Source organism: Streptomyces sp. NPDC059224, assembly GCF_042754285.1.
Lineage (GTDB): Bacteria > Actinomycetota > Actinomycetes > Streptomycetales > Streptomycetaceae > Streptomyces.
In genome coordinates this window covers 147601-163161 of record NZ_JBHZAN010000006.1, presented here as the reverse complement: position 1 = coordinate 163161, position 15561 = coordinate 147601, and the positions used below count along the sequence as shown (strand labels likewise).

Annotated in this window: 18 protein-coding genes; 11 read left to right on the top strand and 7 right to left on the bottom strand. The window is 72.4% G+C overall.

The window, feature by feature from the left end:
- The first annotated feature begins 72 nt into the window (after nucleotides 1-72).
- Together ACFXI4_RS08435 and ACFXI4_RS08430 are read left to right on the top strand one after the other, a co-directional pair.
- Complete coding sequence (locus tag ACFXI4_RS08435) at nucleotides 73-1593, top strand: DEAD/DEAH box helicase (RefSeq protein WP_384988949.1); 1521 nt, start codon at nucleotides 73-75, stop codon at nucleotides 1591-1593.
- A 213-nt stretch (nucleotides 1594-1806) separates the two neighbouring features.
- Complete coding sequence (locus ACFXI4_RS08430; RefSeq protein ID WP_384988948.1) at nucleotides 1807-2094, top strand: SCO5918 family protein; 288 nt, start codon at nucleotides 1807-1809, stop codon at nucleotides 2092-2094.
- A 251-nt stretch (nucleotides 2095-2345) separates the two neighbouring features.
- On the opposite strand, the gene ACFXI4_RS08425 is transcribed toward ACFXI4_RS08430, so the two are convergent.
- Both ACFXI4_RS08425 and ACFXI4_RS08420 read right to left on the bottom strand, forming a co-directional pair.
- Complete coding sequence (locus tag ACFXI4_RS08425) at nucleotides 2346-3227, bottom strand: LLM class flavin-dependent oxidoreductase (RefSeq protein ID WP_384988947.1); 882 nt, start codon at nucleotides 3225-3227, stop codon at nucleotides 2346-2348.
- A gap of 22 nt (nucleotides 3228-3249) precedes the next feature.
- Nucleotides 3250-4269 (bottom strand): aldo/keto reductase, encoded by a 1020-nt coding sequence (locus ACFXI4_RS08420; RefSeq protein ID WP_384988946.1) that lies wholly within the window; start codon nucleotides 4267-4269, stop codon nucleotides 3250-3252.
- A 147-nt stretch (nucleotides 4270-4416) separates the two neighbouring features.
- Between ACFXI4_RS08420 and ACFXI4_RS08415 the strand changes: the two genes are divergently transcribed.
- The 5 genes from ACFXI4_RS08415 to ACFXI4_RS08395 all read left to right on the top strand — a co-directional run bounded on the left by ACFXI4_RS08415 (nucleotide 4417) and on the right by ACFXI4_RS08395 (nucleotide 7152).
- Entirely contained in the window at nucleotides 4417-4992 is a 576-nt protein-coding gene (locus ACFXI4_RS08415) for a TetR/AcrR family transcriptional regulator (RefSeq protein ID WP_362724714.1), read from the top strand.
- A 418-nt stretch (nucleotides 4993-5410) separates the two neighbouring features.
- Complete coding sequence (locus ACFXI4_RS08410; RefSeq protein WP_384988945.1) at nucleotides 5411-5626, top strand: sigma factor; 216 nt, start codon at nucleotides 5411-5413, stop codon at nucleotides 5624-5626.
- Nucleotides 5623-5745 (top strand): hypothetical protein, encoded by a 123-nt coding sequence (locus ACFXI4_RS08405; RefSeq protein ID WP_384988944.1) that lies wholly within the window; start codon nucleotides 5623-5625, stop codon nucleotides 5743-5745. Before ACFXI4_RS08410 ends, ACFXI4_RS08405 begins: the two co-directional genes overlap by 4 nt.
- A 225-nt stretch (nucleotides 5746-5970) precedes the next feature.
- Nucleotides 5971-6645 (top strand): TOPRIM nucleotidyl transferase/hydrolase domain-containing protein, encoded by a 675-nt coding sequence (locus tag ACFXI4_RS08400; RefSeq protein ID WP_384988943.1) that lies wholly within the window; start codon nucleotides 5971-5973, stop codon nucleotides 6643-6645.
- A gap of 51 nt (nucleotides 6646-6696) precedes the next feature.
- Nucleotides 6697-7152, top strand: coding sequence for a VOC family protein (locus tag ACFXI4_RS08395; protein ID WP_384988942.1), 456 nt, complete (start codon nucleotides 6697-6699; stop codon nucleotides 7150-7152).
- A gap of 15 nt (nucleotides 7153-7167) precedes the next feature.
- On the opposite strand, the gene ACFXI4_RS08390 is transcribed toward ACFXI4_RS08395, so the two are convergent.
- The gene (locus ACFXI4_RS08390; RefSeq protein WP_384988941.1) at nucleotides 7168-8028 is read right to left on the bottom strand and encodes an LLM class F420-dependent oxidoreductase; all 861 of its coding nucleotides are present in this window, start codon (nucleotides 8026-8028) and stop codon (nucleotides 7168-7170) included.
- A 259-nt stretch (nucleotides 8029-8287) separates the two neighbouring features.
- On the opposite strand from ACFXI4_RS08390, the gene ACFXI4_RS08385 reads away from it, so the two are divergent.
- Nucleotides 8288-8704, top strand: a complete 417-nt coding sequence (locus ACFXI4_RS08385) for a hypothetical protein (protein ID WP_384988940.1) — start codon at nucleotides 8288-8290, stop codon at nucleotides 8702-8704.
- 111 nt (nucleotides 8705-8815) lie between these two features.
- Here the strand turns inward: ACFXI4_RS08385 and ACFXI4_RS08380 are convergent, their stop codons facing one another.
- The gene (locus ACFXI4_RS08380) at nucleotides 8816-9868 is read right to left on the bottom strand and encodes a chitinase (RefSeq protein WP_384988939.1); all 1053 of its coding nucleotides are present in this window, start codon (nucleotides 9866-9868) and stop codon (nucleotides 8816-8818) included.
- Between the two features lie 221 nt (nucleotides 9869-10089).
- Here ACFXI4_RS08380 and ACFXI4_RS08375 point away from each other — a divergent pair, with 221 nt between their 5' ends.
- Nucleotides 10090-11130 carry an NlpC/P60 family protein gene (locus ACFXI4_RS08375; protein WP_384988938.1) on the top strand — a complete coding sequence of 347 codons (1041 nt, stop codon included), beginning with the start codon at nucleotides 10090-10092 and terminating at the stop codon, nucleotides 11128-11130.
- Nucleotides 11131-11149: 19 nt separating this feature from the next.
- On the opposite strand, the gene gndA is transcribed toward ACFXI4_RS08375, so the two are convergent.
- A complete protein-coding gene (gndA, locus tag ACFXI4_RS08370; protein WP_384988937.1) occupies nucleotides 11150-12589 on the bottom strand; it encodes an NADP-dependent phosphogluconate dehydrogenase in 1440 nt (479 codons plus the stop codon).
- A 63-nt stretch (nucleotides 12590-12652) separates the two neighbouring features.
- Nucleotides 12653-13618, bottom strand: a complete 966-nt coding sequence (locus tag ACFXI4_RS08365) for a zinc-binding alcohol dehydrogenase family protein (protein ID WP_362719343.1) — start codon at nucleotides 13616-13618, stop codon at nucleotides 12653-12655.
- A gap of 141 nt (nucleotides 13619-13759) precedes the next feature.
- Here ACFXI4_RS08365 and ACFXI4_RS08360 point away from each other — a divergent pair, with 141 nt between their 5' ends.
- Together ACFXI4_RS08360 and ACFXI4_RS08355 are read left to right on the top strand one after the other, a co-directional pair.
- Complete coding sequence (locus ACFXI4_RS08360) at nucleotides 13760-14200, top strand: MarR family winged helix-turn-helix transcriptional regulator (protein ID WP_384988936.1); 441 nt, start codon at nucleotides 13760-13762, stop codon at nucleotides 14198-14200.
- A gap of 99 nt (nucleotides 14201-14299) precedes the next feature.
- The gene (locus tag ACFXI4_RS08355) at nucleotides 14300-15250 is read left to right on the top strand and encodes a glycoside hydrolase family 26 protein (protein ID WP_384988935.1); all 951 of its coding nucleotides are present in this window, start codon (nucleotides 14300-14302) and stop codon (nucleotides 15248-15250) included.
- A 6-nt stretch (nucleotides 15251-15256) separates the two neighbouring features.
- Here the strand turns inward: ACFXI4_RS08355 and ACFXI4_RS08350 are convergent, their stop codons facing one another.
- Nucleotides 15257-15547, bottom strand: a complete 291-nt coding sequence (locus ACFXI4_RS08350) for a hypothetical protein (RefSeq protein WP_384988934.1) — start codon at nucleotides 15545-15547, stop codon at nucleotides 15257-15259.
- Between the last annotated feature and the right edge of the window lie 14 nt (nucleotides 15548-15561).

Here is a 15561-nt window from a genome sequence, read left to right as displayed (position 1 = left end):
TGTGATTCCTCGCGCGGCCATCTGCCCGCCGGCCGGAATTCCTCGATACGCCGCATCGAGGAAGGTTCCTTCATGAACCGCACCCGCCGCAACGGCGGTACTTCCGGGCGCCCCCGTACGGACCGGAGCACCACACGCTCGGCAGGCGCCCCGTCCGGCAACCGCTTCCGTTCCCAGGGGTCCGGCCACCAGGGTCCCCGTCAGAGCACCGGCACCGGCCGCAAGAACGGCCAGCGCTCCACCCCCGGTCGCCAGGAGTTCGCGCTGCCGGTCACCCTCACCGAACCGCTGCCCGCCGTCGAGACGTTCGCCGAACTGGACATGCCGGAACGGCTGCTGGCCGCCCTGCGCGCCGAGGGCGTGACCGTCCCCTTCCCGATCCAGGCCGCCACGCTGCCGAACGCACTGGCCGGCCGGGACGTCCTGGGCCGGGGCCGCACCGGTTCGGGCAAGACGCTCGCCTTCGGCCTGCCGCTGCTGGCCCGGCTGGACGGACAGCGCGCCCAGCCCAAGCAGCCGCTGGCCCTGGTCCTCGTCCCCACCCGGGAACTGGCCCAGCAGGTCACCGACGCGCTCACCCCCTACGCGCAGGCCCTGCGGCTGCGGCTCGCCACCGTGGTGGGCGGCATGTCGATCGGCCGCCAGATCAGCAGCCTGCGGGCCGGTGCCGAGGTCGTCGTCGCGACGCCCGGCCGCCTCCGGGACCTCATCGAGCGCGACGCCTGCCGGGTGGACCAGGTAGGCATCACCGTCCTCGACGAGGCCGACCAGATGGCCGACATGGGCTTCATGCCGCAGGTGACCGCACTGCTCGACCAAGTACCCGCCGGCGGCCAGCGACTGCTGTTCTCGGCCACCCTGGACCGGAACATCGACCTCCTGGTCCGCCGCTACCTCCACGACCCCGTCGTGCACTCGGTCGACCCGTCCGCGGGCGCGGTCACCACCATGGAGCACCACCTGCTGCACGTGCGCGACGCCGACAAGGAGACCGCCGCCACCGAGATCGCCGCCCGGGACGGACGCGTGCTGATGTTCCTGGACACCAAGCACGCGGCGGACCGGCTCGCCAAGCGGCTGCTCGCCGTCGGCGTGCGGGCCTCGGCACTGCACGGCGGCAAGTCCCAGTCGCAGCGGACCCGGACACTCGCCCAGTTCAAGGACGGCCATGTCTCGGTCCTGGTCGCGACCAACGTGGCCGCCCGCGGCATCCACGTCGACGGTCTCGACCTGGTCGTCAACTTCGATCCGCCCGCCGACCACAAGGACTACCTGCACCGCGGCGGCCGTACCGCCCGCGCCGGAGAGACCGGCACCGTCGTCACCCTCGTCCTGCCGCACCAACGGCGGGCCGTGGACCGCCTGATGACGGATGCCGGGATCACCGCGCGTGCCGTCCAGGTCCGCCCCGGCGAGGACGAACTGCACCGCATCACCGGCGCCCGCACCCCCTCGGGCGTGCCGGTCACGCTCACCGCACCGACCGCCGACACACCACGCGAGGGCACACGATCCGGCGGCCGGGGCCGGGGCCGCGGAGGCCGGTCGTCCGCCGCCCGGACACGCCGTTCCACCTCACGGACCGACTCGTAGCCGCAGAAGGACCGGTTCACGGCCGGGGCAGGGGGATGCGCTCCTGGCGGACGGGCCGAGCCGACGCCCGTCGCGACGCTGGAGCGCGCCCCGGACGTGTCCCCCGTCATCGACGACCACGGATATCCCCGGGCGTTCTCGCCCCCACCCTCTGACAGCCGTCCGAAACCCCCGTCCCCGCCGCGCCCCGCGGTCGCCCCTGAGGAGGCATCCATGCGTGTTGTCATCGCCCGTTTCCCCTTCGACCTGACCAAGAGCGAGGTCGAACACTCGATGAGCAGTCACACGCCCGAACCCGTCACCGGCGTCGGCGTGACCATCGACGGCCGGATCTACCCGGTGATGCAGGTCGGAGAGGTGATCACCCGGCAGAACCGCCGGGACTTCACCACCCTCGAAATGCGCCGCGCGCTGACCCGGCTCGGTTTCAGCTGCCATGACCCCCGCCCGGTGACGCCGCCCCAGGAGGCGCGGACCGACGAGGGCGTCCTCGGCTGGTGACGTCCGCCGGGCGACCGCGCGAACCGCGCGGTTCGTGGGTTGGAAAGCCGGAGACGTGGCACCCGACTCCTGAGCGGGCCGGACTCCGGTAGGAGCGGCTGACGGTTCAGCCACGAGCCGTGCACCGCGCGAACCCGGCACGCCCCGCTCAGCCGGTTGTCGCCGCGGGGCTGCCCGGCGACAACCGGTACGCAACGCATGCGCGTCCCACCGGTCCGGTGCACCTGGGAAGTCCGGAAAGTCCCGGGAGGTCAGGCCTCCTTGCCGACGAGTTCGTCCGCCACCCAGTGCGCGACTCCTTCCGGGTAGGGGGCGGGCAGGCCCAGGACGATGTGCCCGAAGCCGGCGGTCAGCGCCTCGGCGATCGCGGCGCGGGTCGTCTCCGGGTGGTCGTAGGACACCGGGAGGTGGATGGAGCGGGTGATCCCGGCCGGGTCGCGGCCGATCTCCGCGCAGTAGCGGTCCAGCAGGGCACTGCGCCGGACGCAGTCCTCGATGTCGCCGCCCGGGATGTTCCACAGGTCGGCGTGTTCGGCGGCCACCCGGAGGGTCGCCGCAGCCCGGCCGCCGATCAGGATCGGGGGATGCGGGCGCTGCACCGGTTTGGGGTTGGCGAAGGCGCCGGTGAGCCGGTGGTGGGTGCCGTGGAAGTCAAAGGGTCCGGCTGACGTCCACAGACGCCGGATCAGGGCGCAGGCCTCGCCGAGGCTCTCCACGGCCTGGGCGGGAGGGGCGAAGGGCAGGCCGTACGCCGGGTACTCGCGGCGGGCCTCGGGCGGGTGCGGCCGTGAGCCGACGCCGATACCGAAGTCGAGCCGCCCGCCGGAGACTGTGTCGACGGTCGTGGCGATCTTCGCCAGTACCGCGGGCGGACGGAAACGGTTGCTGGTCACCAGGAGCCCGAGCCGCAGCCGACGGGTCTGTGCCGCCAGCGCGGACAGCAGGGTCCAGCCCTCGTGGATCGGCCCCTCGGGATCGCCGCCGATCGGCATGAGGTGGTCGAACAGCCAGGCGTGCTCGATCTGCGGGATCGCGTCCGCCTCCTGCCAGACCCGCAGGATGTCGTCGTACGACACCTGCATGGGAGCGGTCATGATCCCGAAGCTGGGTGGGGTCGTGGTCATGGATGCCATGGGTCGGCCTCTCTGCCGTCGGTCAGCGGCGGCGCAGTGCCGGGTCGAGGAGGGCAGGCGGGGTGTCGTACTTCTCGTGGGCGGCCAGGTCGGTGCCCGGGGCGACGATCGCGTCGATCGCGTCGAGGACGTCGGCGGAGAGCACGGTGTCGGCGGCCGCGAGCTGGGAGTCCAGGTGGTCCCTGGTGCGGGGCCCGATGAGGGCGCTGGTCACGGCGGGGTGCGCGGTGACGAAACCGAGTGCGAGCTGGATCAGGGTCAGTCCGGCCTCCTCGGCCACGAGGGCGAGCCGCTCCACGGCGTCGAGCCGGGCCTGGTTGGCGGGCAGGGCGAGGTCGAAGCGGTCGGGACTGATCACGGACCGGCTGGTGGCGATGGGCCGGCCCTTGCGCACGGCCCCCGAGAGCCAGCCCGAGGCCAGCGGGCTCCACGCCAGGACACCCATCCCGTACTCCTCGGTCACCGGCAGCACATGGGCCTCGACGCCGCGCTGGAGGAGGGAGTAGCTGGGCTGTTCGGTGACGTAACGGCCCAGGTGGTGCCGGTGTGCGGCCCATTGGCCCTGGACGATCCGGTAGGCCGGGTAGGTCGAGGAGCCGAAGTAGCGGATCTTTCCCGCGCGTTGCAGATCGGTCAGCGCCGACAGGGTCTCCTCGTCGCTGGTGGCCGGGTCCCAGCGGTGTATCTGGTACAGATCCACATGGTCGACGCCGAGCCGGACCAGACTGTTCTCCAGCTCGGTGACCAGCCAACGCCGCGAACCGCCGCGGTGATTGCGCTCGTCACCCATCGGCAGTCCCGCCTTCGTGGCCAGCACGACGTCGTCACGACGGCCGGCGATCGCCTTGCCGACCATCTCCTCCGACTCGCCCTGGCCGTACATGTCGGCCGTGTCGATCAGGTTGATGCCGGCGTCCAGGGCGGCGTCGACGATCGCCGTCGCCTCCTCCTGCGTGGTGCGGCCGATCGCGCCGAAGTTCATCGCGCCGAGCGCGAGCGCGCTGACCTGTACACCAGTACGGCCCAAGGTGCGGTACTGCATGACCGAGTCTCCTTCAAGCAGGCAAACGGACGGGAAGACAAGTGGGACGATGTCCCGTTTCACGTCTGCGACGATACGGAACGCCGTCCCGTTTAGCAACGCCCCGATAGGGTGACGGCGGAGGGAGCACCCGATGGAGGACGGTCGATGAAGAACGAGGAGCAGGCGGTACGGCACCGCCGGGCGGACGCCCGGCGCAACGAGACGACCCTGCTGGAGGCCGCCGCGGCGGCCTTCGTCGCGGCGGGCGTGGAGGCCCCGCTGCGTGACATCGCGGCCCGGGCGGGCGTCGGCACGGCGACCGTCTACCGGCACTTCCCGACCCGCGCGGACCTGATCATCGCCGTCTACCGGCACCAGGTGGAGGCCTGCGCCGAAGCCGGCCCGGCCCTGCTGGCGGAGGCGCCCAGCCCGTACGACGCGCTGCGCCGGTGGATCGACCTCTTCGTGGACTTCCTGGTCACCAAGCACGGACTCGCTGCCGCCCTGCGTTCGGACCAGGCGGGCTTCGACGCCCTCCACGCCTACTTCCTGGACCGCCTGGTCCCGGTCTGCACCCGGCTCCTCGACGCGGCGACCGAGGCGGGCCAGGTCCACACCGACCTGGCCGCGGTCGAGCTGATGCGCGGCGTCGGCAACCTCTGCATCGGCGCGGAGAACGACCCCGGCTACGACGCCCGCCGCCTGGTCTCGCTTCTCGTCACGGGGCTGGGCCGGACGTAAGGTGCCGGGCGTGAACGGCAGTTGCCCGGTCCGCGGCAACCCGGTCGCGAGCGGCGGCCGCCCCGGCCGTACCGCGTCGTACTGCTCACGGGCATGCCGCCAGCGGGCCTACCGGCAGCGTCGACGGGCGGACCGGCACGCCCCCCGGCCAGGGAGCTGCTCTCGCACCTCGGGGACCGGCTGGGGCGGGTACGACTGGCGCCGGGCACCGCCTTCCACGCGGACGTGGAGGGCCTCATCACCCGCTTCGCCCCGCTACGACGACTCGCCCGAAAGGCGGGACAGGGGGCGGAAGGGGGTCGCGGACCGGAGCCGGAACTCGGACCGGGACCCGCATCGCCACGAAGGCAGGCGCAAGGGCAGGGCAAGGAGGAGGGCAGGAACGGCCGCCGACGCCGAACGCGTCGCTCCCGACGCCGTGACGGATTCGGACGGCACCGGCTTCACCACCCTCGTCGAGGGCCACCGCCGCGAGCCGCGCGTGCACTGCTACCGGCTGCTCGGGTCCTGCGACGAGGCCGGCGACCTCACCCAGGAGACGTTCCTGCGGGCCTGGCGAGCGCGGCCGGCGCCCCGGCGACGGACGCGGCGGCGTTGGCCGGTGTCCGTGCCCACCTGGACTCGCTGCGGATGACGAAGCGCTCCCCGCGGATCGCGGACATCGCGGCGCGGGCCGCCTTCCTCGCCCCGGACGCCGGGGTCGCTCTCACCGGCACCTGGGTCAACGCGACCGCCGGGATGTTCCCGAGCTGACGTCACGAAGGCGCCGCGGCAGGCGGGTACGGCTGTCGGACAACGGCCGGGCGAGGATCCGGCGGTTGTCCGGCCGCCGATCCGGCCGCGGTTCGCACGCCGGACCGTGCTGCCGCCCACCGCCTGCCACCTGGCCTGCCGCCCACCACCGATACCGATGCCCATGCCGTTCGCGCGGCGGATATTCCCTGGCATCGGCGCCCGGCCCGCAGGGAGACTCGTGCCATGGCCGACATGAGGGCGTTCCGGGACGCGGTCGCCGACTGGGCGGGGAGTGCGCGCGAGGGTGCGGACGGCCCAGGCCGGGAGCGGGCCGGGCGGCTGGGTGACCGGCTGGGGGTGCGGGTCGCCGTGCTGCTCGAAGGGCCGAGTGATGTCGCCGCCGTCGGCGCGCTGGCCGCGCGGCGCGGACGGGATCCGGCGGCCGAGGGGGTGTGCGTGCTGTCGATGGGCGGGGCGATGAACGTGGGACGTTACGCCCGTCTGCTCGGACCGCCCGGCCTGGGGCTGCGGCTGACCGGGCTGTGCGACGAGCGGGAGTGGCCCTACTACGTCCGTGGCCTGGCGCGGGCCGGTGCCACCCGGCGCGGCTTCTTCGTCTGCGCCGCTGACCTGGAGGACGAACTGATCCGCGCCCTCGGTCCGCCCCGGGTCACGGAGCTCATCAGGGCCGAGGGAGACGCGCGCCCCCTGCAGACCTTCCTGAACCAGCCCGCGCAGCAGGGCCGCACCCCGCAGCAGCAGCTCCGCCGCTTCCTCGGTACGAAGAAGGGCCGGAAGATCCACTACGGCCGGGTCCTCGTCGAGGCCCTGGAGCCCGACCAGGTGCCCGCACCGCTGGACGGGCTGCTCGACACCTTGCTCGTCGGCGTTCCGGCGGAGGCGGGCGGCGCTCCCTGACGCGGGTCGGCGCGGTGCGTGGGTGTCAGACCCCTCTGCCAGGCTCCGGTCATGGAGACGACACTGCAACTGACGATCGACTGCGCCGACCCGCGCAGGCTGGTGGAGTTCTGGAGCGAGGCGCTGGGGTACATACCCGAACCGGCGCCGGGCGGGCACGCCACGTGGCGGGAGTACTGGGCGGCCATGGGGGTGCCCGAGGAGGAGTTGCCCCCCGGTGCGGGCGAATCGCCGGAGTCGATCGTCGATCCTGCCGGGCAGGGACCGCGGGTGTGGTTCCAGCAGGTTCCCGAGCCCAAGACCGCCAAGAACCGGGTCCACCTCGACCTGAAGGTCGGCGGCGGCCGCGACGTCCCCTTGGCGGTCCGCACGCAGCGGGTCAGCGCCACCGTGGAGAGACTGGTCGCAGCCGGTGCCGGCGTGCTCCGGATCATGGACGAGCCGGACATGGAGTACTACGCGGCCGTACTCCACGACCCGGAGGGCAACGAGTTCTGCGTCGTCTAGGAGCCGGTACCCGACCTAGCTCCCCAGCCCCAGCGCCTCCGCCAGCGCCCGGTACCCCGGCAGCGGGTCGACGTCCGCGGGGTGCAGCAGCTGGAGCGCCACATGGTCGGCGCCCGCCTGCTGGTGGGCGCGGACGCCCTCCGCCACCCGGGCCGCCTCGCCGTGCAGGATCAGCGCGTCGAAGAGGCGGTCGCTGCCGCCGTCCGCGAAGTCGGCGTCGTCGAAGCCGAGACGGCGCAGGTTGCCCACGTAGTTGGTCAGGTTCAGGTAGAAGCCGAGGGTGGCGTCGCCGATCGCGCGGGCCCGGGCGCGGTCGGTCTCCAGGACCACCTTCTGCTCGGGGGCCAGGACCGGCCCGGTGCCGAGGATCTCGCGTGCCTGGCGGGTGTGGTCCGGGGTGACGAGGTACGGGTGCGCGGCCGCCGTGCGGTCCCCGGCCAGGCGCAGTACCCGGGGGCCGAGGGCCGCCAGAGCGCGACGCGCCACCGGGACACCGCCCGCGTCGAGGACGTCCAGGTAGTCGTTCAGGGCCTGGTACGGCCGTACGAACTCCTTGGTCGCCTCCGGGTGGCCCGCGCCGATGCCCAGCAGGAAGCGGTCCGGGTGGCGGTCGGCGACACGGCGGTACGCTCGGGCGACCCGGTCGGCCGGGTTGGACCAGATGTTCACGATGCCGGTGGCGAGGACCAGGGTCTCGGTGGCGTCCAGGAGCCGCTCGACCACGGCCAGGTCGGGATCGGTCACGTTCCCGAGCCACAGCGTGCCGTAGCCCAGGCGTTCCAGCTCGGCGGCGAGCTCGGGTTCGGTGTCCGCGTGGCGCCACACGCCGACGGCGCCCAGGTCGATCTTGTCCGTCTCATCCACTGTCTCGTCCATGAAAGGGACAACCGGGGCTCCGCGACACCTATTCCGATCGTCATCGAAATAGGCTCCACGATCCGACCGATGGACACTCACCTGAACAGCCATTACGTACATGGTTCCTGACGGGTCCGCGACACCCTCCTGACTTCACGGCCGGCTCCGTCGGGAAAGCACTTTCTGCTTCTGCTCCTCCCGCACGTCCGGCCGTACCGCCGCCGTCGGCCTGCTCGCCGGCACCCTCGTCGCCCTGTCCGGCACCTCCGCGCAGGCCGTGTCCACCGTGCTGTACGTGTCGCCGAGCGGTACCGACGGAGCGGCCGGCGCCAACGGCAGCTCCGCCGCCCGCACCACCCTCTCCGGGCACCCGGGCGAGACCCTGGTGCTCAACTTCTCGGCCCGGAGCCGGAGTTCGTCGAACCGGGGCATCCAGCCGTACGCCGACCACTGGCAGTTGTCCGGGCTCACCGTGCAGCACGCCGGTGACAACGGCATCCACGCGGGCGCAGCAGCAACGTCATCGCGTGCCGTGACGGCTCCGACGACAAGACCGCCGGCGACGCCGACAGCTCCCACCAGTTCTGGACGGGGACGAACGGCTCCCCTCCCACTCGGGCGCCCCCTGGGCTGGTCCTTCGCCTCGTCCGGCAAGCCGGACGTCACCCTCGGCGGGACGGTCGTCACCCCGTAGCCGCACACACCTCGGCCCGGGCGCCCACACCCTGTGGACCCCCGGGCCGAGGGGCCGGCCGCCGACGCGGGCCGTACGGGATCGGGTGAACTCCCTCGGGTGGTGCGGTGCCTACCGCCGCGGGCCGGCGAAGCGGGCGAAGGTGTGGCTGAACTGCCAGGTGTCCTGGGCGGTCCCGGAGCAGGAGTTGGCGCCGCCGGTGCCGACGCAGCCGCCGTTGTCGCGCTGGAGCGCCCAGAAGGAGAGGGTGTCGATGCCCCGGGCGGCGGCCCAGCGCTCGACCCGCACGGCGTCGCCGGTGGTGAAGGTCTCCTCCGGGCCGTAGTCGTCGATGCCGGGCATCTCGGTGACGCCGACCATGCCCCACAGCTCCTTGGAGCTCTTGTGCGGGTAGAGGGACGCGAGTTGGGCGTGCAGTCCGTCGGCCGCGGTCCTGGTGTCGGCGGCCATGTCGTGGGTGGCGCCGTCGTAGTAGTCGAAGGTCATGATGTTGACGACGTCCACGCGCGCGTGGTGGGCGACGGCGTTCTGCAGGACGGCGAGGCCGCTGGGTGCCAGGCCCTTGGTGGTGGTCGGCAGGGTGTAGGAGAACTGGAGCGGGTGGCCGTTGCGGTCGGCCCAGCGCTCGGCCCTGGCGATCGCCTGGTTGCGGCGGTCCACGCCCGCGGTGTCGGCGAGGGAGTCGGCCTCGATGTCGAGGTCGATGCGGGAGATGCCGTACGTCGTGACGAGTTTCTCGTACACCCCGGCGATCGCGTCCACGTCGGTGCAGCTGTCGGCGAGTTCGGTGCCGGTGGTGTCGGCGCCGTAGCCGCCGAACGAGGGGATGGCGTTGCCGCCGCGGGCCTGGAGGGCGGCGATGTCGGCGCCGAAGGCCGACCGGGAGACCGGCTGGGTGGCGTCACCGTTCCAGTCGGCGGTGCAGGAGCCGGCGGCGGGCGTCTGGAGGAAGGCCAGGGTGAGGTACTTGTTGCCGGACTCGGCGGCGAGCGCGGCGGGGCTCTCGCCGGTCCAGGCCTCGAAGTAGGGTGCCGCGACCCGGGCGGGCATGGGCTGCGCGGCGTGCTGCGCGGAGGCGTGCGCGGAGCCTGTTCCGAGACCGACGAGCGCGGTGGACAGGGCAGTTGCGGTCAGTGCGGCCTGCAGTGCACGAGTGCGTCTCATGGACGCCCATAGTTGGACTAGACCAATTGACTGTCAAGGTTCTTTACAATCACCAGACCCTTCCGTCGGCCTCCCGTCGCCCGATCCGTTCGACGTGACGTCAAGAGGCGGACTCCTCCGGGCAGTTCCGGCCAAGAATTTTCATGCGAAGATTTGAACCGACCATAAGAGAGTCATTAGGGTCTGTCACCCGAACCTCTGCTCGGAAGGAGATCGCCTCCGTGGCGTTCCACCGTCGTCCCAAGCAGCCGAGCCGTGCTCGGGTCACCATGCTCACCACGGCCGCCGCTGCCGCCGTGGCCCTGTCCTCGCAGGCCGCGAACGCCGCGCCCGGTGAGAAGCCCAGCAAGGACGAGGTGAAGTCCCGGGTCGACAAGCTCTACGAGCAGGCCGAGCAGGCCACCGAGAAGTTCAACGGGGCCCAGGAGAAGCAGGACAAGCTCCAGAAGCAGATATCCGCGCTGCAGGACTCGGTCGCCCGCGGTCAGGACGAGCTGAACGAACTGCGCGACGGCATCGGCTCCATGGCCACCGCCCAGTACCGCAGCGGCGGCCTCGACCCCTCGCTCCAGCTGTTCCTCTCCGCCGACCCGGACGACTACCTGGACAAGGCCTCCACCCTCGACCAGCTCAGCGGCCAGCAGGTCGAGACGCTGAAGAAGATCCAGGCCAAGCAGCGCGAACTGGCGCAGGAGCGGGCCGAGGCCACCGGCAAGCTCAAGGACCTGGCCGCCACCCGCACCGAACTCGGCAAGAAGAAGAAGGAAGTCCAGGCCAAGCTGGCCGAGGCGCAGAAGCTGCTGAACAGCCTCACCGCCGCCGAGAAGGCCGCGCTCGCCGCCGAACAGGACCGGGCCAGCCGCTCCTCCAGCGAGCGCGTCGACCTCGGCGGCGACACCTCCGCCACCGGGCGGGCCGCCGCCGCCTTCGCCGCCGCCAAGACCAGGCTCGGCACGCCGTACGTCTACGGAGCCACCGGTCCGTCCTCCTTCGACTGCTCGGGCCTGACCTCCTGGGCCTACGCGCAGGCCGGGGTCTCCATCCCGCGCACCTCCGAGTCGCAGACGACGATCGGCACCAGGATCTACTCGACGTCCGGCCTCCAGGTCGGCGACCTGGTCTTCTTCTTCAACGACCTGCACCACGTGGGCCTGTACGCGGGCAACGGGCAGATCCTGCACGCCCCGCGCACCGGCACGGTCGTCCGCTACGAGTCGATGAGCACCATCGGCGGCCCGTTCATGTTCGGCGTCCGCGTCTGAGCCCCTTGCGGGGCGTTGCTCAGCCCTGCGTTTCGGGGCGGCCCTCCGTCGCCCAGTGGGTGTGGAAGGCACCGGCGCGGTCGACGCGACCGTAGGTGTGCGCGCCGAAGTAGTCCCGCTGGCCCTGGAGAAGCGCCGCGGGAAGACGGGCGGAACGCAGCGTGTCGTAGTGGGCCAGGGCCGCCGAGAACGCCGGGACGGGGATGCCCCGGCGGGCCGCCGAGGCCACGGTCTCCCGCCACGGCACCTGCGCGTCGGCGATCTCCCGCGCGAACTCCCGCTCGGCCAGCAGGCTGACCAGGTCCGGGTCGGCCCGGTAGGCCGAGCGGATCCGGTCCAGGAAGGACGCGCGGATGATGCAGCCGCCCCGCCAGATCCGGGCCACCGCGCCCAGGTCGATCTTCCAGCCGTACTCGGCGGCCGCGTCCTGGATCATCGTCCAGCCCTGGTCGTAGGCGATGACTTTCGACGCGTACAGGGCGTGTTCGACGCGCGAGGCGAAGCGGTCGGCCTCGGTGGCGCTGAGCGGGGGCGTGGTGCCGCCCGGCAACCCGGCGTACGCGGTCCGCAGTTCGCGGCGGCCGGAGGCGGCCCGGGCGAAGGTCGCCTGGGCGATGGCGGTGACCGGCGAGGCCAGGTCCAGCGCGGTCTGGACGGTCCAGCGCCCGGTGCCCTTCTGCCCTGCGGCGTCGGCGACGACGTCGACGAACGGGGCGCCGGTGGCGGAGTCCACGTGGGCGAGCACGTCGGCGGTGATCTCGATGAGGTAGGACCCGAGCCGGCCGCCGTTCCACTGCCGGAAGATGTCCGCGATCCCGGCCGGGGAGTACCCGCCGACCTGGCGGAGCAGGTCGTAGGCCTCGGCGATGAGCTGCATGTCGGCGTACTCGATGCCGTTGTGGACCATCTTCACGAAGTGCCCGGCGCCGTCCGCCCCGACGTGGGTGGCGCACGGCTCGCCGCCGACCTTCGCGCTGATGTCCTCGAACATCGGCCCGAGGACGGCGTACGACTCCGCGGACCCGCCCGGCATGATCGACGGCCCGTTGAGCGCGCCCTCCTCGCCGCCGGAGACCCCGACCCCCACGAAGTGCAGGCCCTTCTCCCGCAGGGCGGCCTCGCGGCGGCGGGTGTCGGCGAAGTGGGCGTTGCCGCCGTCGATGACGATGTCACCGGGTTCGAGCAGCGGTACGAACTCGTCGATGACGGCGTCGGTGGCGGCACCCGCCTGCACCATGATCATGAGCCGCCGGGGGCGTTCGAGGGCGGCGACCAGGTCGGCGGCGGTCTCGGCGCCGACGAACGTGCCCTCGTCCGCGTACTCGGCGACCAGGGCTCGGGTGCGGGCGGGTGTGCGGTTGTGGACGGCGACCGGGTAGCCGTGCCGGGCGAAGTTCCGGGCCAGGTTGCGGCCCATCACTCCGAGGCCGGTCACGCCGATGGCTGCGGATGCGTGCACGGGGGACTCCGATCTGCGGACGAACGCTGTCCCCGCAAGTACGGCCGGACACGGGCCCGGTGTTCAGCCGGCGGCCATCGTGAGGACGATCCGCCGGCCGGGCTCGACGGGAGCGGTCCAGGCCTCCTCGACCTGGGACAGCGGCACCGGCAGGGCGTCGGCGGTGACCGTGCCCCGGCTGATCTCGGCCATGAGGGAGGGCAGTTCGGCGACGATCCCGCGGGCGGTGACGGAGCCCTGGCCGCTGCCGGTGAACCGCAGGTTGGCGGCGCGCAGCCAGGCGGACGGCAGGGTGATCTCCGGTCCGGCCAGGGAGCCGATCTGGATCCAGTCCAGCGGGGCACTGCGGTCGGCGCGCCGGGTCAGCACGGCCGGGACGGCCCGCTCGGTGGGTGCGCCCCAGGTGTAGTCGATGACGACGTCGACGTCCGCGGCGGCCTCGCCGAGCCGGGCGAAGTCCTTGTCCGGGTCCCCGGCCAGCGAGACCACGTCCGTGGCACCGAGCCCGGGGAGCAGTTCCAGCCGGCGCGGGTCGCGGCCGGCGGCGACGATCCGGCCGGCGCCGAGGTGCCGGGCGACCTGGACGGCCGCCCGGCCGGCGTTGCCGGTGGCGCCGAGGACCAGGACGCTCTGCCCGGCCTCGAAGGTGATCCGGCGGCGCAGCGCCACCCAGGAGGACATCGCGGGGTTCACGGCGGCGGCGATGGTCACCGGGTCGGCGCCGTCGGGGAGCGGGACGGACCGGCGCGGGTCGACGAGGGCCTGCTCGGCCATGGTGCCCGGGCCCTCGTCGTCGGCGACGAAGTAGACGAGGTGCCCGTCGGGCAGTCGGCCCACCCCGTCGACGCCCGGGACCAGGGGGAGCCGGCCGTCGCTGGTGTAGTGCGTGCCGGCGGCACCGGAGCGGACCCTGGGGTGCAGGCCGGCGGCGACCATCTCCACCAGCAGCCCGCCCTCGACGGGCTCCGGGGTCGGGAACTCCTCGAAGCGAGGGGCGTGGTCGAACGAGCGGACGACAGCAGCGTGCATGATGACTCCTCCGTCGCAGGTCAGGTCAGGTCAGATCGGGTCGCCCCGCACATTTAGTACGTGACACCAACCAAATTAGTTGGCGCCACGTACCAAGTCAAGTGGTTGGCGTCACGTACTAATCCACGTAGGATGGCGCCCATGTCGGACGAACCGGAGAACGTGACGGACCTGGGGATCGTGGACAGCCTCGCCCAGCTGTCGTTCCTGGTGCAGGCCGCGCTCGGGAAGGTGGCGGCGGAACACGGCCTGTCGGTCGTCCAGCTGCGGCTGCTCGGCGTGTTGCGCGACCGCACGCCCGGCATGCAGGAACTCGCCCACCACCTCGGGCTGGACAAGTCCAGCATGACCGGCCTGGTCGACCGCGCCGAACGCCGGGACCTGGTCCGCCGGACCCCCTCGCCGCACGACAGGCGGAGCGTCCTGGTGTCGGTCACCCCCGAGGGACTGAAGCTCATCCGGCACTGCGAGACCGAGGTCGAGCGGCAGATCCACGATCTCACCGCACACCTCACCGCCGACCAGCGCGACCGGCTCTCGCTGCTCGCGAGCGCCCTGGTCAACCACCACACCCCGTTCTGACCGCCGGACCGCGCCGACGGTCCGGCGGCGGCCTCGCACAGCAGTGCGAGTTGCCCACAACGGGCAACTCGCCCTCCCTGAGCGGCCAGACTGCACCCCATGGCACGTCTGAGGTTCCTCCTGGTCGCCACGCTGGCCGCCCTGTTCCTCCTCCCCGTCTCCCGCCCGGAGACCGCCCGGCCCGCCGCTCCCGGCCCCTTCGGGGCGTACGTGGGGTACGGCGCCGAAGGCGTGCGCCGGGTGAGCGCGATGGGCAGCTGGCTGGGGCGCGAGGAGCCCCGGGTCGGGCACACCTACCTCCCCGGTGACGTGTGGCGGAACATCGAGGGCGCCCCCGACTTCGTCCGGCTGTGGGCGAACTGGCGGCGGGCCGAGCCGGACCGGCTCCTGGTGCTCAACGTGCCGATGCTGGAGCAGACGGAGTCCCATCTGCCCGACGCCGAGGTGCGCCGGCAGCTCGGGTCCGGGGCGCGGGGGCGGTACGACGGACACTTCCGGGCGCTGGCGCGGCGGCTGGTGGCGGTCGGGGCGCCGGACACCGCCCTGGTGCTCGGCTGGGAGATGAACGGAGTGACGTACACCCACCGCTGCGGACCGGACCCGGCCGCCTGGAAGGCGTACTGGGCGCGGATCGTCACGGCGATGCGGTCGGTACCCGGCCAGCGGTTCCGGTTCGACTTCGCGCCCGGCCGGGGGCGCGACGCGATCCCCTGGACCCGCTGCTACCCGGGGGACCGGTTCGTGGACGTCATCGGCATGGACGCCTACGACTCCCCGCGCGGCCTGTCCTTCGCGGAACAGGTCGCCGAGCCGTACGGGTTGCGGGCCCAGGTCAGGTTCGCCCGCGCGCACGGCAAGCCGGTCTCCTATCCCGAGTGGGGGCTGTACGAGAACGGGGACGACCCCGCCTACATAAAGGGCATGGTGAAGTGGTTCGCGGACAGCCGCCCGCTGTACCAGACCATCACCGACTACTGCCCGCACGGGGTGTGGAGCTGCCGGGGCAACCCCAGGTCCACGGCCGCCTACCGGTCCCTGATGAGGCAGTAGGGCTCCTCAGCTCTCCGGGACCGGCCGCCGCCTTCTCCTCCACCTCGACCGCACGAGAGCGGCGACCAGGACGAACAGGCAGGCGAACACCAGACTGGTCGCCAGTTCGTCCACGTCGTGCAGCAGATCCCGAGCGGCGAACCCATGTCCCAGGACGAGACCGACGGTGAGGGAGCACACGGCGCCGACGAACCTGGTCAGCGGGAGACTCACGAGCAGGCAGGCCACGTGGGCGAGCGAGGTGGCGCGCCGGACCCTGCGCGCGACACCCCGCACGACTGGATCCCCTTCGGCCATGGCCGGATTATGAC

Excerpts from the sequence above, each read along its gene's own strand:
- ACFXI4_RS08435 (WP_384988949.1), top strand. The coding sequence starts at position 73 with ATGAACCGCACCCGCCGCAACGGCGGTACTTCCGGGCGCCCCCGTACG.
- ACFXI4_RS08430 (WP_384988948.1), top strand. The coding sequence starts at position 1,807 with ATGCGTGTTGTCATCGCCCGTTTCCCCTTCGACCTGACCAAGAGCGAG.
- ACFXI4_RS08425 (WP_384988947.1), bottom strand. The coding sequence starts at position 3,227 with ATGGCATCCATGACCACGACCCCACCCAGCTTCGGGATCATGACCGCT.
- ACFXI4_RS08420 (WP_384988946.1), bottom strand. The coding sequence starts at position 4,269 with ATGCAGTACCGCACCTTGGGCCGTACTGGTGTACAGGTCAGCGCGCTC.
- ACFXI4_RS08415 (WP_362724714.1), top strand. The coding sequence starts at position 4,417 with ATGAAGAACGAGGAGCAGGCGGTACGGCACCGCCGGGCGGACGCCCGG.
- ACFXI4_RS08405 (WP_384988944.1), top strand. The coding sequence starts at position 5,623 with ATGACGAAGCGCTCCCCGCGGATCGCGGACATCGCGGCGCGGGCCGCC.
- ACFXI4_RS08400 (WP_384988943.1), top strand. The coding sequence starts at position 5,971 with ATGGCCGACATGAGGGCGTTCCGGGACGCGGTCGCCGACTGGGCGGGG.
- ACFXI4_RS08395 (WP_384988942.1), top strand. The coding sequence starts at position 6,697 with ATGGAGACGACACTGCAACTGACGATCGACTGCGCCGACCCGCGCAGG.
- ACFXI4_RS08390 (WP_384988941.1), bottom strand. The coding sequence starts at position 8,028 with ATGGACGAGACAGTGGATGAGACGGACAAGATCGACCTGGGCGCCGTC.
- ACFXI4_RS08380 (WP_384988939.1), bottom strand. The coding sequence starts at position 9,868 with ATGAGACGCACTCGTGCACTGCAGGCCGCACTGACCGCAACTGCCCTG.
- ACFXI4_RS08365 (WP_362719343.1), bottom strand. The coding sequence starts at position 13,618 with ATGCACGCTGCTGTCGTCCGCTCGTTCGACCACGCCCCTCGCTTCGAG.
- ACFXI4_RS08360 (WP_384988936.1), top strand. The coding sequence starts at position 13,760 with ATGTCGGACGAACCGGAGAACGTGACGGACCTGGGGATCGTGGACAGC.
- ACFXI4_RS08355 (WP_384988935.1), top strand. The coding sequence starts at position 14,300 with ATGGCACGTCTGAGGTTCCTCCTGGTCGCCACGCTGGCCGCCCTGTTC.
- ACFXI4_RS08350 (WP_384988934.1), bottom strand. The coding sequence starts at position 15,547 with ATGGCCGAAGGGGATCCAGTCGTGCGGGGTGTCGCGCGCAGGGTCCGG.